The sequence below is a fragment of the Telluria sp. ZT3P26 genome, from assembly GCF_059686035.1.
In genome coordinates this window covers 95902-115019 of sequence record NZ_JCASII010000006.1, presented here as the reverse complement: position 1 = coordinate 115019, position 19118 = coordinate 95902, and the positions used below count along the sequence as shown (strand labels likewise).

The following is a 19118-nucleotide window of genomic DNA, read 5'->3' as shown; positions in this document are numbered from 1 at the left end:
CGTTATTCTTGTTGGCGCGGCGCAGGGGCGCGCCGGGCTCAGGTGCTGCTCTTGTCGCCACCACCGCTGCTGCTGCCACCGCTATTGCCACCGTTGTTGCTGCCCGTAGCCGGTGCGGCCGGCGCTGGCGTGGCCGGTGCGGCTGCGGCGGCCGGCGCGGCCGCTGCGCCCGTGTCAGCACCGCCCGTGCCAGCAGCGGTGCCGGTGGCAGGTGGCGTGCCGCCACGGAAATCGGTCACGTACCAGCCCGAGCCCTTGAGCTGGAAACCGGCCGCAGTTACCTGCTTCTTGAACGATGGCTTGGCGCAGGACGGGCAGACGGTCAGGACCGGGTCCGATATCTTTTGCAGTACATCTTTGGAAAAACCGCATTCTTCGCAGCGATAGGCATAAATCGGCATTCTGGTGCTCCGCAAAAATCTTCAAAACCCTGAATTATAAAGCTTTTGCCGCAGCATTTACGGATTGCCGCGGCCCGGAGGCAAGACAGCACGGCGATCGGCAAACGGCGGCAGTATCGTGTTGTTTTTCACCACGTCAGCAGGTGATAAGTTTGCTCGTGCGCAGCATCGGTGATTTAATACGGCTTCTTTACCGGATGTTGGTCGCAGGAAAGTTCTGCCACTGCGAGAACACAAGAAACAGAAGGCTGCGAGATGTTCGTATCAGCGCAGCCCATAAAAGAACACAGCTTATCAAGCCCGCTCACGCGGGCTTTTTTCTTGGGCGCGCGCTCAGAGGAAGTACAGCGCGGCCAGGGCCGTGCACGTTCCCAGCGCCAGGAAGGTCAGGAACGTGAGCATGCGATTGGTGCGGCGCTGCTCCACCACCAGCATCGCCATCATCTCGCTGTTGGCGATGTGCGGATGCTGCCCTTTCGACTCGCGCTCCAGCGCCTGGTGCACGAGGCGCGGCAGTTGCGGGAAGATCTGGGCGTAGCGCGGCGCTTCTGCCTTCAGGCGCTCGACCAGGCCTTGCCAGCCCACCTGCTCGGCCATCCAGCGCTCCAGATACGGCTTGGCCGTCTTCCACAGGTCGAGGTCAGGGTCGAGCTGACGGCCCAGGCCTTCGATATTGAGCAGTGTCTTTTGCAGCAGCACGAGTTGCGGCTGCACTTCGACATTGAAGCGGCGCGAGGTCTGGAACAGGCGCAGCAGGATCTGGCCGAACGAAATGTCCTTGAGAGGGCGATCGAAGATCGGTTCGCAGCAGGCGCGCACGGCCGCTTCGAGTTCATCGACGCGCGTGCTTGGCGGTGCCCAGCCCGATTCGATGTGGGCTTCGGCCACGCGCTTGTAGTCGCGCTGGAAGAAGGCCAGGAAATTCTGCGACAGGTAATCCTTGTCGAAGTCGGTCAGCGTGCCGACGATGCCGAAGTCGAGCGCGATATAGCGGCCCAGTGTTTCCGGCGCGGTCGAGACCAGGATATTCCCGGGGTGCATGTCGGCGTGGAAGAAACCGTCACGGAACACCTGCGTGAAGAAAATCTCCACGCCATCGCGCGACAGCTTCTTGAGGTCGACGCCGGCAGCGACCAGGCGATCGATCTGCGACACCGGCAAGCCGTGCATGCGCTCCATCACGATCACGCTGCTTGAGCAATAGTCCCAGTACATCTCGGGCACCATCAGCAGCGTCGAATCGGCGAAGTTGCGGCGCAGCTGGCTGGCGTTGGCGGCCTCGCGCATCAGGTCGAGCTCGTCGTGCAGGTATTTGTCGAATTCAGCCACGACTTCGCGCGGCTTCAGGCGCCGCGCTTCGCCCCAGACCTTTTCGATCAGGTTCGCCGCCATGCGCATCAGCGCCATGTCCTCGTCGATCAGCTTCTTCATGCCCGGGCGCAGCACCTTGACGGCAACTTCCTTGCCGTTCTTGAGCGTGGCGAAGTGAACCTGGGCAATCGATGCCGAGGCGATCGGCTCGCGCTCGAAATGGGCAAACAGCTGGTCCGGATGGGTGCCGAGCGAGCGCGTGATCTGCGCCACCGCCAGGTCTGAGCCGAACGGCGGCACGCGATCCTGCAGCATGGCCAGTTCATCGGCGATATCGGGCGGCACCAGGTCGCGCCGGGTCGACAGCACCTGGCCGAACTTCACGAAGATCGGGCCCAGTTCTTCGAGCGCCTGGCGCAGCCGCACGGCGCGCGGCGACGTGATCGTACGCCAGAAGAAGAACGTGTTCATCAGGCGCGCGGTGCGCGGGGCATTGATGCTGGTGACGGCGATTTCGTCCAGGCCGTACTTGGTGAAAACGGTGAGAATGCGCAGCAGGCGCAGGAATTTCAATATCATCGACGATCCGGATTCTGGTCTGCGCTTACAGCAATGGTGGAAGAAGGTTTGGCAGCGCTGCGCTGGGCAAGCGCCTGCTCGAGCCGCGCGATGCGCTTGGCGCTGCGCTCGACGTCGTCGCGCAGGCGCACGACATCGGCGGCAAAGGCGTCGCGCTGGACCGGCCGCACCAGCACCGGCCGTTCGTCGGCCAGGAATTCGGCGAGGTTCTCGGCCAGGCGGCGTCCTGCTTCGCCCAGGCCACTGACGGTGCGGCGCGCGCCCTGGTGCAAACGGTAGGCGGCCACGGGGCCGACCACACGCTCGAGATCGTATTCGGCATCCCAGCGCAGGCCGTTGGCCAGTTGTGAAATCACGTTGGCAAATTCGGCATCGCCTTCGATCTTCACGTACGACAGCGCGCGCGTGCGGTCCTGTGCGATCAGCGGCAGGTCGGCCGGCTTGATGCGGATGGTGACGTTGGCCGGCCCTGCGTCCTGGCTCGCCTCGAACAGGCCGTCCGCTGCCACCAGCACGCGCAGCTGGGCCACGCCGGCATCGATGCACGCCTGCTTGCCGACATGGCGCGCGAGCGCGGCCCGGGCCCAGGCTTCCTGGGCCAGCAAGTGGTTGATCGCGGCAACGGCAGGCACGGTCAGCGCATGCTGGGGTGACAAGGTCGACAGGGATGGAAGATTCGGAAACATGGCAGGACTACCCTCAAAAAACAAAACCGCCCGGAGTGATTCGGGCGGTTTTGATCTTACCAGTTCGCCGGGCACGCACCCGGTGTTATGGAATCGGCAAACAAAATAATTCCGGTTCGCCGACGCCGTACTTAGTTCGGCTGCTGAATGCCAGCCAGCACCCAGCCACCCGCGCCCGACAGCGGCTTGGACATGTTCCAGACCTCGACGAACGGCTCTGGCAATGCATCTTTCGCGCTGCGGATCATTGCGTTGAACTGCACGCTGGCCAGGTAATCGGTGGCCGTCTGTTCAATGCCCAGCAACTGCGCATCGACATTGACGACGTCGGTGAAGTCGGCAACCGCGCCGCGTTCCTGGATCTGCAGCTTGAGTTCAGCGAACACTTCCGGCGAGGTGAATTCGCGCAGGTCGTTCGTGTCGCCGCGATCCCAGGCAGCCTGCATGCGAATGAACGACGACTTGGCGTGACGCAGGAAGCTCTCGCTGTCGAAGTCGGCCGGCACGCCCCATTGCTGGTGTGCTGCCGGGGTAGCGGCATTGCCGAAACCCGATGCATTCAGGCCGCTACGGTCCTTGTCCAGTGCGACGCCGCCCTGGAATGCGGTGGGCTGCGGACGCAGGCCCGAACCGATTTCAGGGGTGCCAACGCCACCGGCCGGCTGCGGCGTGAAGCCACCGCTGAAACCGGCTGCAGATGGATTGGCCGGCGTGTCCTTGCGGCGGAACATGCGCACCAGGAACATGATGACGAGGCCGAACAGCGCGAACATCAGGATGCCCGCGATGATGCTGGCCATCGCGCCGCCAATGCCCAGGTGCGACAGCAGCATGCCCAGGCCAAGGCCCAGCAGTGCGCCACCGAGGATATTGCGCATCATGCTCGGTTTCTTGGCGGCAGCCGCCGCGCCCGCAGCACCCGCAGCACCCGCGCCGGCGGCAGCTGGCGTGGCCTGGTTCGGGGTCTGGCGCTGCATGTTCTGTGCGGGCGCCGGCGCCGGGGCCGGCATCTGGCGCACGGCCTGCGACTGGCGGCCGACCGAGCGCTTGCCGCCCATCGGGCGTGCGTAGGCCTCGGCCACCATCGAGAATGCGGTGACTGCGAGAAGCGTCGTGACCAGGAATTTTTTCATTGTCTCCGTCCTTTATTGGAACTACCGTTAAAACTACAGCTTGATACCGGTGTGCAAAGCGGCCACACCCGCCGTCAGGTTGAAATACTGGACCCGCTCCAGTCCTGCATCCTGCAGCATGCCCTTCAGGGTGTCCTGGTCAGGGTGCATGCGGATCGATTCGGCCAGGTAGCGATAGCTTTCGGCATCGCCTGCAATGCGCTGGCCCAGCCAAGGCAGCACCGAGAACGAATACACGTCGTACGGCTTCTGCAATGGCGCGATCACTTTCGAGAATTCGAGCACCAGCAATTTGCCGCCCGGCTTGAGCACGCGGTGCATCTCGGCCAGGGCCTGATCCTTGTGCGTCATGTTGCGCAGGCCAAAGGCCACGCTGACCCGGTCGAAGTAGTTGTCAGGGAACGGCAACTTTTCGGCATTACACAACATGGTTGGGGTGACCAGCCCTTTATTCAAGAGACGGTCACGGCCGACGCGCAGCATCGACTCGTTGATGTCGGTGAGCCAGACTTCGCCGGTCTTGCCGGCCTGCTTCGCGAAGGCCTTGGCCAGATCGCCCGTGCCGCCGGCGATATCGAGCACCTTGAAGCCGGGGCGCACGCCCGCCTGCGCGATCGTGAACAATTTCCAGGCGCGGTGCAGACCGGCCGACATCAGATCGTTCATGACGTCGTACTTCGCGGCGACCGAGTGGAAGACCTTGGCGACTTCCTGGACCTTCTGGTCTTCGGCGACGGTCTTGTAGCCGAAGTGGGTGGTGTTTGTCATAGTGGCATGCAGGTTGGGGGTTGCCACATTATACAAGCACCCGGCCGGAGGGCCGCGCTGCTGACCGGACTGTCCGCGACGGGCGCGATCGGGCATGTCATGGGGCCGATTACGCGCTGGGCACCTGTTTGGATTCAACTTTCCCCTCCTGTTGGATACCCACAACGCATCTGCGCGATGGCGTGCAATTAGGGGAAAATCAATGTGCGTGGCCCTTTGCGAAGCCGCGCGCCGCGACTAAGATCAATGGCAATAGACAAACTCTATTTTCTTTTTGCTATGTTCGAAATCAAATTTCTGATTCGAAATTGCATTTGTTCTTAGACTTTTATCAACGTTTGTGCGACGTGCTTGCCACGTTTTTGGTTTAATTACCTTGTTTCAGCCGGCAAGCGTCGGCCGTTGCTCCCATTGACGTTGCATGGTCCCACTGGTGGGTCGGGATACATCACAGCGTAGCGGGTGCCAACCAGTCTTGATGAGGATACCGGTGCCTGTAAAACGTCTTATCTGTATTTCGAATGAAGGCAGTGCGCATGCACGCGCATGCCACGGCGCCCTGCCCGGCTGGGATGTCTGCGTGGTCGAACACCTGGCTGCGGCGCGCAAGGTCTTGTCCCAGCAACACTACGGCGTGGGGCTGCTGCTCGACAGCAGCGACGGCGCAGACGATGCCGAGCTCGAACGTTTCCTGCACCAGCACCACCACATGCGCTGGGTCGGCGTCTTCGACGGTTACCGGCTCGAGCAGCCGGCCCTGCGCGAGCTGATCGCGGCGCATCTGGTCGACTTTCATACGCTGCCGGTCGACACGCTGCGGCTGCAGCACTCGCTGGGCCACGCCCACGGCATGGCGACCATGGCCCGGCGCAGCGCACCGCCCGGAGACGCCCTGCGCGTGAGCCACATCGACGGCACGTCAGCCGCGATCGCGCGCCTGCGCTCGCACATCGACAAGATCGCCGCCGTCGATGCACCGGTCCTGATCTGCGGCGAGAGCGGCAGCGGCAAGGAGCTGGCAGCACAGGAAATCCACCTGCGTTCGCCGCGCGCCACAGGTCCGTTCATCGCCATCAACTGCGCCGCGATGGCGCCGGCGCTGATCCATTCGGAACTGTTCGGCCATGAACGGGGCGCCTTTACCGGCGCCATGCGTGACAAGCAGGGCCTGCTCGAAGCGGCATGCGGCGGCAGCATTTTCCTCGACGAGATCGGCGACCTGCCTCTCGACCTCCAGGCAAGCCTGCTGCGGTTCCTGCAAGAACGCGTGATCTACCGCGTTGGCGGCACCCGCACCATCGCGGTCGATGCGCGCGTGATCACCGCCACGCACGTCGACCTGCCGCAGGCGGTGGCCGACGGCCGCTTCCGCGAAGACCTGTACTACCGCCTCAGCGTGTTTCCGATCCGCGTTCCCGCGCTGCGTGAACGCAAGGAAGACTTGCCGCTGCTGACCGATCTCATCTTCAACAAATTCGCCAGCGAACGCAGCCCGCAGCTCAAGGGCGTGAGCCGCGAAGCCCTGCAGGCCATGGCGCGCTACGACTGGCCCGGCAATGTGCGCGAGCTGATCAACCGCGTACGGCGCGCAATGGTGCTGGCCGAGCATCGCCTGGTGATGCCGGAAGACCTCGACCTGCCGGGTGTCGGCCCCATCTGCCCGACCGGCGTCGGCCTGGGCACGTCGCGCCTGAGCGCCGAACGCGTGGCCATCGGCGAAAGCCTGGCGCGCAGCGGCAACAATATCAGCCAGGCAGCGCGCGAGCTGGGTGTATCACGCATGACGCTGTATCGCCTGATGGCCAAACACGAAATTTCGGTGTAAGCCCGCGTCTTTCGCCGGCGTCGGCGTCGTCCTACCGCCCTTCCCCTTGAATTCACAGCGTTTTTATGCAGCGTGCTTGCCGCAAGGCAGCACGTCAGGACGCGTCACGCACTCTGAAAACGGTGTCTGGCGGTTGCAATTTGATACAGATTTCTGAACAGTTCTGCAACACTGTAACAAGAGGGAGACAGTTGTCGTTTCTGCTATTGGTGTGATTCATTGTTTTGATAACAAGGTCGCGAACTCATCAAATTAGTCCTACAAAATCAACGACTTGGTTAAGCGGGCTGTGCTGGCATGGGAACTGCTATTACGAAGGTGGACCGGGCGTCACGAGACCTCGGGAAACTTAACCGTGATATTAGGGGAGCAACAATGAAGCGCACTATCCTGGCAACCGCGATCGCCCTGGCATTCACCATGGCCCACGCCCAAGAGAACACCGTGAACGACGTCCGTGGCGGCAATACCCAAACGTCGACGATGACCAATACCACCAACACGGACAGCAGCACGCTGACGGACTCCAGCAACAGCAATAACACTGCGACCACCAACACCACGAATACCGACAACAGCCAGGCGAACAGCAACAACGTTGCGACCAATACCAACACGAATACCAACACGCAGACCGACAACAGCCAGCGCACCAACACCAACACGACCACCTCCAACAACCAGGTGGACAACTCGGACAACCGCGTCACGAACAACACGACGACCAACAACAACAGCCAGACCAGCAACCAGTCCGACACCCGCACCATGCAGGTCGACAGCAACGACACGTCGACCACCAGCAACACGACCTCCAACACCAGCGACAGCAGCCGTGACAGCTCGGGCCAGAACAACAGCTCGGGTGACGCCACTGCCGAAGTGGCCGGCGCCGCAGCCGCCAACAACGGCGGCACCGCCAGCTCATCGGTCGCAAACTCGTTCAACACTTCCTCGGCAACCGCTACCAGCGCCCTGACCGGCAACGTCAGCGGCAATACCATCAGCAATATCGGCAACACTGCCCAGAACAACGGCGGCGCCAACGGTGCAGCCGGTTACGGCGCCGCAGGCGGCTCGGGCAATGGCGGTTCGGCCAGCGGTACCGGTGCGGCCGGTGGCGAAGCCTCGGGCGCAGCAGGCTCGGCAGGCGGCGCGGGCGGCTACGCGGCGGCTGGCACGGCGTCGACCGGCTCGTCGAGCGTCGGTAACGCCGCTGGCGGCAGAGGCGGCGCCACGGGTGCTGCGGGCGCCACGGGCGGCGCAGGTGCATCCGGGGCCATGGGTGGATACGCTGCCGGCGGTAACGGCGCAGCAGGCGGCGCCGGCACGGGCGGCGCGGGCGCAGCAGGTGGCGAGGCCAATGGCGGCTCGGGCGCAGCAGGTGGCGCGGGCGTGGGTGGCGCGGGCGGCTCGACCGGCTCGCTGGCTGGCGGCAATGGCGGCCGCACCGGTTCGGCGACCGGCGGCGCAGGCGGCGCGGGTGGCAACACCGGCTCGGCATGGGGTGGCGCAGGCGGTGCAGGCGGCATGGGCGGCGCTGGCGGCATGGGCGGCACCTCGTCAGGCTCGAGCCTGAATGCCTCGAACGGCGCGAGCGGCGGCTCGGCCAGCATTGGCGATGCCATGGCGTCGACGGGTGCCGGCGGCACGCCAGGCAGCGATCCGGCAGCGGCCGGCGGCGCCAGCGGCGCATCGACCAATACCGGTGGCACCAGCACGGCCGGCAGCCCGACCAGCGGCGCCAGCACCAACGGCGCGGGCGACTCGATGGCGGGTGCGGGTGGCGCAGGTTCGGCTGGCGGCGCGGGTGGTGCAGGTGCTGCATCGTCGAACACCTCGGGTAGCGGTGCAGCAGGCGGCACCTCGACCGGCGGCACCGGCGGCGCCGGCGCGGCTCTGGCCGGCACGGGCGGCGCAGGCGCCGCCGGGACGGCAGGCGCCGGTGGTTCGGGCGCAGCGGGCACGGCTGGCATGGGCGGCAGTGGTGCGACCGGCACCGGCGGCGCAGGCGGCGCAGGCCAGGGCGGTACGGCCGGCGCAGGCGGCATGGGCGGTTCGGGTGCGGAAGCGACCGCATCGACCGGCGCCAGCGGTGCGGGCGGCGCGGCCACGGGCGGTTCGGCCACGGGCGGCTCGGCCACGTCGGGTGATGCAAGCTCGGGTGCTGGCGGCAGCGGCGGTGCAGGCGGTGCGACCACCTCCGGTGCAGGCGGCTCGGGCGGCGAAATGACGGCCGGTGCAGGCACCGGCGGCTTTGGCGGTGCCGGCATGGGCGGCAACGGCGGCACCAACAACGTCAGCTCGGGTTCGTTCGACATGTCGAATTCGATGAACAACATCGCCCAGTCGGCAGCCGGTATCTCGATCATCAGCCAGAACAACGGCTTCTCCTCGCTGATCCAGCAAAGTGTCAACGTGCAGTCGAACATGAACGTCGGCGGCGCAGGCGCAGGCCAGTAATCAGGCAATGGGTGCAGGACACGCGGCAGTCACGCTGCGCGCCCTGCACTCCCGCCATGCGGCGCTTTGCCCGCATGGCGGCTCTTTCGGGCGAGGCATCATGAAACAACGACACCAGATCGGATTTTTCTTGCTGATGGCAGGCGCTGCCCTGCCAGCGGTAGCCCAGGTCACCGAGCCGGCCAGACTGCCGGTGGTGGTGAGCTTCCTGTCGACGGTGAACGTGGCGCCGGCCGCGGGCGACGATCCCGCAAGCGGCTGGGGCAAGACCACCGACGCCGCGGTTCTGGGCGACCTGCGCGGTGGCACCGACATCGTCACCACCGAAGCGACGCTGGGCGGCACGGTCGGCAACAACACGGCCTCCAATGTGAGCACCGGCATGAATGTGATCAGTGGCGGCTCGTTCGCCAATTCATCGGGCTTGCCGGTCGTGATCCAGAATTCCGGCGCGAACGTGCTGATCCAGAACGCGACCGTCATCAACCTGCAACTGCAATGAGCATGACACCAGGCCCTCACTTGCTGCTGCTTCTCGCACTCTGCGGCGCCGTGCTGGCGCCCCGGAGTGCGAAGGCACTCGACCTGGCCGGGGTCGGACGGGTCAACGTGCCGGTGACTAGTCTCAAGGACATCAAATTCCAGCGCACGCTGCGCCAGCAATACGACTACAGCTGCGGCGCCGCCGCGCTGGCCACCTTGCTGTCGCACCACTATCACACGTCCACGCCCGAACAGGACGTGTTCCAGCAGATGTATGCCACCGGCGACCAGGCCAAGATTCACAAGGAAGGGTTTTCGCTGCTCGACATGCAGCGCTTCCTGGCCACGCGCGGCTTTCGCGCCGACGGCTTCAGGCTGCCAATTGAAAAACTGATCGCCGAAAAACTGCCGGCCATCGTCCTGATCACCGACCGCGGCTTCAACCATTTCGTCGTCGTCAAGGGCGCCGAAGATGGCCGCATCCTGATTGGCGATCCCTCCACCGGCAACCGCGTCGTGAGCATGGAACGGTTCCAGGAAATCTGGCGCAACAAGATCCTGTTCGTGATCCACAGCCACAAGGACCAGGTCGCCTTCAACACGCCGGAGGACTGGCGCGGTGCGCCGCGTGCGCCGTTGGGCACCGGCATGCACCAGGACCAGCTCAGCGCGACGCTGCCCAAGTTCGGGCCGGGCGACTTTTAACGGGGACAGATGATGCGCCTTCCACCCTACCCTTTGCAGATTGCCCTGATGGGCGTGCTCACGAGCACCCTGTCGCTGGTCCAGGCCGCCGAGCCGCTCGTACCGGCGCTTGGCACACCGGTTGCCGCCGCCGCCCTGGACGCCGCCCGTGGCGGCTTCGAGGTGGCCGGCGGCCTGTCGCTCTCGCTCGGCATCGAGCGCGTCGTGTCGGTCAATGGCGAAATCATGGCGCGCACGAATATCGCCATCCCTGACCTGGCGGCCATGACGGCCGAGCAGGCGCGCCTGACCCAGGATGCGCTGGGCGCCGCGCGGATGATCCAGATCGGCGGCAACAATTATGCCGCCGCCGACCTCAACCTGCCCAACGGCGCAACGCTGCTCCAGAACACGCTCAGCGGCCAGGACATCCGCACCGCGACCACCATTTCGTCGACCGTCAATAGCATGTCCCTGATCAAGGACATCAATTTCCAGTCGACGATCCGTGACGCCGTCGTGCGTTCGCCGGGCGGACTATGAATTTTCAACACCACCAACCATCACTCTGGAGATCTGGATGTATCCACACGTCGCGCGGCTCGGCGCTGCGGGCCTGGCGGCCGCCTTTCTGGCGCCGCCCGTACTCGCTCAACAGGTTGCCCCCCTGTCGAACAATGGCACATCGCCATCCCATACCGAACTGGCGCAGCTGAAGGACGAACTGGCGCAGCAGCGTGCGCTGGTCAATCGCCTGCTGCACGAAGTCCAGGCGCAGCGCGAGCAATTGCAGCGCATGGGAACGCCCGCCGATGGCGTGCTGCTGTCGCAACAGCGCGGCACGGGCGCGTCGATGAGTGGCCAGGCCCCGGTCGCCGAGCCGCCCGTGCTGCCACCCGCGGTGACGGGCGTGCCGGCGCCGCTGCCGCCACAGCCGCGCCCGGACCAGCCCGGCGTGCCGGTCCCTCCGCCAGCCCGTCCCGCCGTACCGGCGCAGGCGCAGGCGCAGAATACCGGCCGCGAGCAACCCAACCGTCCGCCGGAAGTCGCGCCGATCGGCGACCAGCCGGGCGTGCTCACGGCGCCCGGCACCTATGTGCTCGAGCCATCGATGCAATACGGCTACTCGTCGAGCAACCGCGTGGCCCTGGTCGGCTACACGGTGATTCCGGCCCTGCTGATCGGGTTGGTGGACGTGCGCGAAATCAAGCGCAATACCTTCACCACCGCCATCACCGGTCGCACCGGCATCAGCAACCGGATGGAAGTCGAGGTCAAGGTGCCGTATGTGTACCGTTCAGACGCCACCGTCAGCCGGGAAATCTTCACCGGCACGGCAGTCGAGCGCGTGTTCGATACGACCGGCAAGGGCATGGGCGACGTCGAAGTCGCCGGCCGCTATCAGCTCAACAATGGCGGCGCCGACAAGGGCTATTACATTGCCGGCCTGCGCTACAAGAGCCGCACCGGGCGCGACCCGTTCGAAGTCGTCACCGACTGCGAACGCCGCTGCATCGGCGAGAACGTCACCGGCACCGGCTTGCCGCTGGACTTGCCGACCGGCTCGGGCTTCCATTCGCTGCAGGCCACGCTGACGTGGCTGTATCCGTCCGATCCGGCCGTGTTCTTCGGTAACCTGAGCTACGTGCACAACTTCAAGCGCGACGACGTGACGCGCCTGGTGCGCAATGGCGAACGCGAACCGCTCGGCTCGCTGCAACCGGGTGCCGTGCTGGGCTTTAACTTCGGCATGGGCCTGGCACTCAACGACAAGGCCTCGCTCAGTCTGGGATACGACCACAGCACGATTGGACGCATGCGCCAGAACGGCGCGACCTCGATCGGCTCGGTGCGCACGCAGCTGGGTACCCTGCTGCTGGGCTACTCTTATCGCCTGAGCCCGAAGCGCTCGCTCAATATTGCGGTGGGCGCCGGCGTCACGCGCGACACGCCGGACGTGACCTTGACGCTGCGTTTACCAATGACTTTCTGACCGGAAATTTATAATTGAAATTGGTGATGCAGCGGGGATAACTTGTGGTAAATACGAAGACGATTGAAAAATCTTGCTTCCAATTTAAGAGTTTGCCCTATAATCAGATTCGCAATGTAAGGCGTCACCCTGGTTTTTGTCCTAGGTACGCAAACAGGGCATCAACGTAAAATTAATTTTTGAGGGAATAAAAATGGCGACTGGCATTGTTAAGTGGTTCAATGACGCAAAAGGTTTCGGTTTCATCACGCCTGACGGCGGCGGCGAAGATCTGTTCGCGCACTTCTCGGCGATCAACGCCAACGGCTTCAAGTCGCTGCAAGAAAACCAGCGCGTGACGTTCGACGTCACCACCGGTCCTAAAGGCAAGCAGGCTTCGAACATCCAGCCGCAAGCTTAAGTTCCGCTGGCCCGCTACGGCGGGCACGCAACGCAAAAGAGCACATCTCCGGATGTGCTCTTTGTCTTTGTGGCGACTAAAAAGCCGGGGTCAGGTCTGACATTCGGACACGATCTCGACTGTCTGACTAAAAAGCGGGGGTCAGGTCTGACATTTGGACACGATCTCGACTGTCTGCTAGCCCAAACCGGCTGGCACCCGGCCTAGTTAATACTGGCAAGACACCATTGGAAATGCTCAAGGATGAGGTCGTGTCCGAATGTCAGACCTGACCCTGGCTGTTGCTGTGTTAACGCTGAGGTCGTGTCCGAATGTCAGACCTGACCCCGGCTGTTGGTCTGTGCTTGCATGTTCCACGAAAAAAAACCTCCCGTAAGGGAGGTTTTTCGATCCGGTGCGGCAAGTTATTTGCTGATGCGACGACGTGCCAGGCCGAGGCCTGCCAGGCCGAGACCGAGCAGTGCGATCGATGCCGGTTCAGGCACCGGGGCAACGTTGTAGCCGACCACCAGGTTATCGATCTCGAACGCGCGGGCGGTGGTGCGGAAGCTGAACGACGTGAACTCTTCTTCAGGTGTGAAGAACAGGTTGACGTAGATGTTCGAGCTCTCTGCATTCTGGTTACCCGGCTCGCCATGGAACATGTCGATGAGCGAGGCGCCGGTCACCGTCTGGATGACGGCGCCGACGGCGTTGTAGAAGATCAGATCGTTGTACATATCGATCGATCCGTAATACAGGCCGAGGTAATTCAGCGTTGCGCCGTTGCCGAGAGCGTTCAGCAAGCCCGTGTAGTTGAAATTGACTTCGGAACTGGTCGTGCCACTACCAGCGCTTGGGCCATAGGCAAAATAGGTCGTATCGTTGGCCGGTGCCGCATACACGCCCGGGAGGTGCCCTTGCGCGTAGCCCAGCGCGCCGCCGGACACGGTCGAGATAGCCACCAGATTGGCAGCCATCGTTGGCCCGCCACCCGGCGCATCGAACGTCTCGACAAACACATTGTTTGTTTGCAGACTCGTCTTGCCAGATCCGTCCGCCGCAACGGCCGAGGCGTACGTGATTTCTACGGCATGTGTCACAGAAGCAGACATCAGCAATACCGATGCCAGACAAAGAACCAGGGCTTTTTTCATGGGAGGTCTCCGGTGGGTTGAGACGTGGTAAATAGCACTAACCATGCCACCGGAAAAAACCCCTCATAAACAATTACTTGGCAATAAATCTTTGCGGAAACGTAATTGTTATCGACAGTATATTACCGTTACAAACTGGATGTTACTGGGATGCCGATCACGCGTGCAAGCGCCCCGATAACGACGCCGCGTCACACACTGCGTGACGCAACGATCAGCAGCCGCAGCTGCCCGAGCCGCAACCGCCGCCGCCGGATTTCTTCGGCGCCGCCGCCAGCTGGATGCCAGGTGCACGGCCGCTCTCTTCGTCGTAGCCAGCCGCCTGCAGGCGCGCCACGTACTGTTTCCACAGCGATTCCTGGCTGCGGCCCAGCTCATACAGATAATCCCAGCTGAAGATGCCGGAATCGTGGCCGTCCGAGAAGGTTGGCTTGATCGCGTAGTTGCCGACCTGCTCGACATCGGCGATGCCGACTTCGCGCTTGCCAAGTTGCAGTACTTCCTGGCCCGGGCCGTGGCCCTTTACTTCAGCCGATGGCGAATACACGCGCAGATATTCGAACGGGAGCGAAAAGGCGCTGCCGTCGTCGTAGGCGACGTCGAGCACGCGTGATTTCTGGTGAACAGTCAATTCGGTTGGATGGGGCATGACACTCTCTATATCAGGAAAAACGGCGCGCGATGGCAACGCCCAATTGGTCGTGCAGCGCACGACGCGCCGCGAGGATAGCAGGTTCCGTCGCGCGCACCGCCTGTGCCCATACGGGCGCCGGGAAATGCGCATCATCGGCGTAGCGCGGAATGACGTGCCAGTGCAGGTGCGGCACCACGTTGCCGAGGCTGGCCACATTGACCTTCAATGGCTGCATCACCTCGCGCACCGCCGTCTCCACCCGGAACACGGCGTCGTTGATCAACAAGCGGTCGTCCGCCGACAGGTCGCTCATCTCGCGCACATGGTCATGCCAGATCACGCGGCAAAAGCCGGGATAGCTGGCGTCGTCGACGGCGATGACGCTGAACTTCTCACCAGCCCAGACAACAGGCAGCGACAGGTCGCACAGCTCGCACCCCGGTTCGCGCAACACCGTCATACCAGCACCCGCTCGATGCCGCCCGCATTGGCGCGTGCGACGTACTCGGGCAGCCAGTTCTCGCCCAGCAGGTGCTTGGCGATTTCGACGACGATGTAGTCGGCCGTGGTGCCCGAATCGTCGTTGTAACGGCTCAGGCCCTGCAGGCACGATGGGCAGCTGGTGAGGATCTTGACGTCGCCCTTGAAGCCGTCTTCGCGCAGCTTGTCGGCGCCCTTGACCATCTCGCCTTCCTTGCGCGAGCGGACCTGGGTCGCGATGTCCGGCCGCGAGACGGCAAACGTGCCCGACTCGCCGCAGCAGCGGTCGTTCTTCTCGATCTTCACGTTGTCCACCGTCGACACCAGCGCGTTGACCGTCTTGATCGAATCCTGCAGCTTCATCGGCGTGTGGCACGGCTCGTGGTACATGTAACGGGTGCCGTTCACGCCTTCGAGCTTGACGCCCTTCTCCAGCAGGTATTCATGGATGTCCATGATGCGGCAGCCCGGGAAGATCTTCTCGAACTGGTACGTCGCCAGCTGGTCGTAGCAGGTACCGCACGAGACCAGCACCGTCTTGATGTCCAGGTAGTTGAGCGTATTGGCCATGCGATGGAACAGCACGCGGTTGTCCGTCACCATCTTCTCGGCCTTGTCGAACTGGCCGGCGCCGCGCTGCGGATAACCGCAGCACAGATAACCCGGCGGCAGCACGGTCTGCACACCCACTTCCCACAGCATCGCCTGCGTGGCCAGGCCTACCTGCGAGAACAGGCGCTCGGATCCGCAGCCCGGGAAGTAGAACACGGCCTCGGTGTCGGCATTGGTCTTCTTCGGGTTGCGGATGATCGGGACGATCTTGTCGTCTTCGATGTCCAGCAAGGCGCGCGCCGTTTTCTTCGGCAGGTTCCCCGGCATCTTCTTGTTGATGAAGTGGATGACCTGCTCGCGCACGGGCGCCTTGCCGGTCGTCGGCGCGGGCGCCGCCAGCTGCGGCTTGGCAAAGCCCTTGAGCATGCGGTTGCCGAAGCGCTGCGCCTTGAAGCCGAAGTCCACCATCACCTTGCGCGTGGCATTGATGGTGGTCGGGTCGGTGGCATTCAGGAAGAACATCGCCGCGCGGTTGGCCGGCTTGAAGCTGCGCTTGTCCATCTTGCGCAGCAGGTTACGCATGTTCATCGACACGTCGCCGAAGTCGATATTCACCGGGCATGGCGTGACGCACTTGTGGCACACGGTGCAGTGGTCCGAGACGTCCTCGAATTCTTCCCAGTGCCGGATCGAGACGCCGCGGCGGGTCTGCTCTTCGTACAGGAACGCTTCGATCAGCGCCGACGTGGCCAGGATCTTGTCGCGCGGCGAATACAGCAGGTTCGCCTGCGGCACGTGCGTCGTGCAGACGGGCTTGCACTTGCCGCAGCGCAGGCAGTCCTTGATGCTGTGGGCGATCTCGCCGATATCGCTTTGCTGCATGATCAGCGACTCGTGGCCCATCAGGCCGAACGACGGCGTGTAGGCGTTGCGCAGGTCGGCGTGGGCGCCTTCCAGATTGAGCAGCTTGCCCTTGTTGAAGCGCCCTTCCGGATCGACGCGGATTTTATAGTCGCGGAATTCCTGGATTTCTTCGTCCTTCAGGAATTCGAGCTTGGTGATGCCGATCCCGTGTTCGCCCGAGATCACGCCGTCGAGCGAGCGCGCCAGCTTCATGATGCGCTCGACCGCCTTGTGCGCATCCTGCAGCATGTCGTAATCGTCCGAGTTCACCGGCAGGTTGGTGTGGACATTGCCGTCGCCGGCGTGCATGTGCAGCGCGACGAACACGCGCGAACGCAGGATGCGCTTGTGGATCGCCGTGCTCTCGTCGAGGATGCAGGTGTAGGCGCTGCCGTTGAAGATCTGGCGCAGCGGCGCGCGCAGCTCCTGCTTCCAGGAGATGCGCACCGTGTGGTCCTGCACCAGGTCGAACAGGCGGGCATCGGGCTGGATCGCCAGGCGCGCATCGAAGGCGGCAGACAAATGGTCGAGTCCGAGCGATTCGAGCTGCTCGCGCGCCTCTGGCAGCGGCATGTCCAGATTGGCCAGGATGAAGCTCCAGCGCTTGGTCACCAGGTCGACCAGCGCGCGCGCCTGCAGCGGGCGGTCGCCCATGATCTCGTCGCGCTCGACGCCTTCGCCGCTGCTGGCATCATCGCTCTTGGCCAGCGGCAGATGGTCGCTCGCCAGGTAGTTGCGCAGGCCGTCGGCCAGCTGCAGCTTGTTCTTGATCGACAGCTCGACGTTGATGCGCTCGATGCCATCGGTGTATTCACCCATGCGTGGCAGCGGAATGACCACGTCTTCGTTGATCTTGAAGGCGTTGGTGTGGCGCGCGATGGCCGCCGTGCGCGCACGGTCGAGCCAGAACTTCTTGCGCGCTTCGGGGCTGACGGCAACGAAGCCTTCGCCCACGCGGGTGTTCGCGATGCGCACCACTTCGGACGCAGCCAGCGCCACCGCGTTCTCGTCGTCGCCGACGATGTCGCCGAACAGCGCCATCTTCGGCAGCACGCCGCGCTTGGACTTGGTGGCGTAACCGACCGCGCGCAGGTAGCGCTCGTCCAGGTGCTCCAGGCCCGCCAGGCGCAGCGTCGAAAACGCCGGGTCACCGTTCTTCGGCAAGCCATTGAGGTAATTCGTGATCTCGACGATCGACGGAATCGCATCGCGCGCCTGGCCGAAGAATTCGAGGGCCACGGTGCGCGTGAACTTCGGCATCTTGTGCAGGATCCAGCGGCCCGACGTGATCAGGCCATCGGTGCCCTCTTTCTGGATGCCCGGCAGGCCGGAAAGGAATTTGTCGGTAACGTCCTTGCCCAGGCCTTCCTTGCGAAAGCGCTTGCCGTCGATGGTCAGGGTCTCGGTGCGGAACGGCGCGCCTTTCGGTGCGCCCTTGACCGACGGATGCGTCCATTCGAGCAGAAATTCAGCCTGCGGCGCATCGTGAATCTTGCCCAGGTTGTGGGCAATGCGCGTGACATCGAGCCAGTCGCCGTTGGGGTCGACCATGCGCCACGAGGCCAGGTTGTCGAGCGCCGTGCCCCACAACACGGCCTTCTTGCCGCCTGCGTTCATCGCGATATTGCCGCCCACGCACGACGCGTGCGCCGACGTCGGATCAACCGCGAACACGAAGCCTGCCTTCTCGGCCGCCTGCGACACGCGCTGCGTGACCACGCCCGCATAGGTGTGGATGGTCGCGTACTCGCGGTCCAGGCCCGGCATCGCGGTCATTTCGACTTCGCCGATGCCGATCAGCTTTTCGGTATTGATCACGGCCGACATGGGCGTGAGCGGAATCGCGCCGCCCGTGTAGCCGGTGCCGCCGCCGCGCGGGATGATGGTCAGACCCAGTTCGATGCAGCCCTTGACCAGGCCGGCCATCTCGTCCTCGGTGTCCGGCACCAGCACCAGGAACGGGTACTCGACGCGCCAGTCGGTGGCGTCGGTCACGTGCGAGATGCGGTGCATGCCGTCGAAGCGGATATTGCGCTTGTCGGTGTACGCGCCCAGCACCTTCAGGGCGCGCTTGCGCAGGTCATACGTCTCGGAGAATTCGCGGCCGAAGTCGTCGACCGCGCGGCGCGCGGCCGCCAGCAACTGCTCGACGGCGCGGCTGCGCGTTGCGGCCACGGCCGGGTCGCCGTCATCCTGCGCATCGACCGTCGTGCGACGCTTGTCGACTTCGGCCAGGCGGTGGTGCAGCGCCTCGATCAGGTTGGCCCGGCGCTTCGGGTTGTCCAGCATGTCGTCCTGCAGATACGGATTGCGCCGCACGACCCAGATGTCGCCCAGCACCTCGTACAACATGCGCGCGGAGCGGCCGGTCTGGCGGGCGCCGCGCAAGCTGTCGAGCAACTCCCACGACGACTCACCGAGCAGCCGGATCACGATTTCGCGGTCCGAAAACGAAGTGTAGTTGTATGGAATCTCGCGCAGGCGCGCGGGCGCGTTATCGGCTAGCAGGGTATGGATGTGTGCGGGGGCGTTCATGAATACTCGTCGACAGTCGGACAGGCCCGAAGGACGTTCATTCTATCGTATTGCGTTGCACCACGCTTGGGGCGGCCCCATCCGCCGCTGCGCGCGACGCAACAAAATATTCATACTGTGTCGGATATGCAAACATTATTCACCCACAGCCG

At 63.7% G+C, this 19118-nt stretch carries 16 protein-coding genes; 7 read left to right on the top strand and 9 right to left on the bottom strand.

All coding sequences use genetic code 11. The features are described 5' to 3' along the window. Positions 1-38: 38 nt before the first annotated feature. The 5 genes from AC56LN_RS19305 to ubiE all read right to left on the bottom strand — a co-directional run bounded on the left by AC56LN_RS19305 (position 39) and on the right by ubiE (position 4878). Positions 39-401 carry an FmdB family zinc ribbon protein gene (locus AC56LN_RS19305; protein ID WP_499574154.1) on the bottom strand — a complete coding sequence of 121 codons (363 nt, stop codon included), beginning with the start codon at positions 399-401 and terminating at the stop codon, positions 39-41. Between the two features lie 333 nt (positions 402-734). After that, positions 735-2291: a ubiquinone biosynthesis regulatory protein kinase UbiB gene (gene ubiB, locus AC56LN_RS19300; RefSeq protein WP_499574152.1), complete on the bottom strand. Its 1557-nt coding sequence runs from the start codon at positions 2289-2291 to the stop codon at positions 735-737. Then, positions 2288-2977, bottom strand: coding sequence for a ubiquinone biosynthesis accessory factor UbiJ (locus AC56LN_RS19295; RefSeq protein WP_499574150.1), 690 nt, complete (start codon positions 2975-2977; stop codon positions 2288-2290). Before AC56LN_RS19295 ends, ubiB begins: the two co-directional genes overlap by 4 nt. Positions 2978-3108: 131 nt before the next feature. Next, a complete protein-coding gene (locus AC56LN_RS19290) occupies positions 3109-4110 on the bottom strand; it encodes a Tim44 domain-containing protein (RefSeq protein WP_499574148.1) in 1002 nt (333 codons plus the stop codon). A 33-nt stretch (positions 4111-4143) separates the two neighbouring features. Further along, a complete protein-coding gene (gene ubiE, locus AC56LN_RS19285) occupies positions 4144-4878 on the bottom strand; it encodes a bifunctional demethylmenaquinone methyltransferase/2-methoxy-6-polyprenyl-1,4-benzoquinol methylase UbiE (protein WP_343026523.1) in 735 nt (244 codons plus the stop codon). A 478-nt stretch (positions 4879-5356) separates the two neighbouring features. Between ubiE and AC56LN_RS19280 the strand changes: the two genes are divergently transcribed. The 7 genes from AC56LN_RS19280 (at position 5357) to AC56LN_RS19250 (ending at position 12726) form a co-directional block, all read left to right on the top strand. Beyond that, positions 5357-6703: a sigma-54 dependent transcriptional regulator gene (locus AC56LN_RS19280; protein WP_499574146.1), complete on the top strand. Its 1347-nt coding sequence runs from the start codon at positions 5357-5359 to the stop codon at positions 6701-6703. Between the two features lie 375 nt (positions 6704-7078). Then, positions 7079-9166, top strand: coding sequence for a hypothetical protein (locus AC56LN_RS19275; RefSeq protein ID WP_499574144.1), 2088 nt, complete (start codon positions 7079-7081; stop codon positions 9164-9166). Positions 9167-9266: 100 nt separating this feature from the next. After that, complete coding sequence (locus AC56LN_RS19270) at positions 9267-9668, top strand: hypothetical protein (RefSeq protein WP_499574142.1); 402 nt, start codon at positions 9267-9269, stop codon at positions 9666-9668. 2 nt (positions 9669-9670) lie between these two features. Next, complete coding sequence (locus AC56LN_RS19265; RefSeq protein ID WP_499574139.1) at positions 9671-10354, top strand: C39 family peptidase; 684 nt, start codon at positions 9671-9673, stop codon at positions 10352-10354. Positions 10355-10363: 9 nt separating this feature from the next. After that, entirely contained in the window at positions 10364-10876 is a 513-nt protein-coding gene (locus tag AC56LN_RS19260) for a hypothetical protein (protein ID WP_499574136.1), read from the top strand. A gap of 37 nt (positions 10877-10913) precedes the next feature. Beyond that, a complete protein-coding gene (locus AC56LN_RS19255) occupies positions 10914-12326 on the top strand; it encodes a hypothetical protein (RefSeq protein ID WP_499574134.1) in 1413 nt (470 codons plus the stop codon). A gap of 193 nt (positions 12327-12519) precedes the next feature. Further along, positions 12520-12726 carry a cold-shock protein gene (locus AC56LN_RS19250; RefSeq protein WP_183554103.1) on the top strand — a complete coding sequence of 69 codons (207 nt, stop codon included), beginning with the start codon at positions 12520-12522 and terminating at the stop codon, positions 12724-12726. A 404-nt stretch (positions 12727-13130) separates the two neighbouring features. On the opposite strand, the gene AC56LN_RS19245 is transcribed toward AC56LN_RS19250, so the two are convergent. The 4 genes from AC56LN_RS19245 to AC56LN_RS19230 all read right to left on the bottom strand — a co-directional run bounded on the left by AC56LN_RS19245 (position 13131) and on the right by AC56LN_RS19230 (position 18966). Continuing rightward, the gene (locus AC56LN_RS19245; protein WP_499574133.1) at positions 13131-13820 is read right to left on the bottom strand and encodes an Npun_F0296 family exosortase-dependent surface protein; all 690 of its coding nucleotides are present in this window, start codon (positions 13818-13820) and stop codon (positions 13131-13133) included. A 256-nt stretch (positions 13821-14076) separates the two neighbouring features. Beyond that, positions 14077-14511 carry a gamma-butyrobetaine hydroxylase family protein gene (locus AC56LN_RS19240; protein WP_183554105.1) on the bottom strand — a complete coding sequence of 145 codons (435 nt, stop codon included), beginning with the start codon at positions 14509-14511 and terminating at the stop codon, positions 14077-14079. A gap of 13 nt (positions 14512-14524) precedes the next feature. After that, positions 14525-14956, bottom strand: a complete 432-nt coding sequence (locus tag AC56LN_RS19235; RefSeq protein ID WP_499574131.1) for an HIT family protein — start codon at positions 14954-14956, stop codon at positions 14525-14527. Further along, positions 14953-18966, bottom strand: coding sequence for a DUF3683 domain-containing protein (locus AC56LN_RS19230; RefSeq protein WP_499574129.1), 4014 nt, complete (start codon positions 18964-18966; stop codon positions 14953-14955). Before AC56LN_RS19230 ends, AC56LN_RS19235 begins: the two co-directional genes overlap by 4 nt. Positions 18967-19118: the final 152 nt, after the last annotated feature.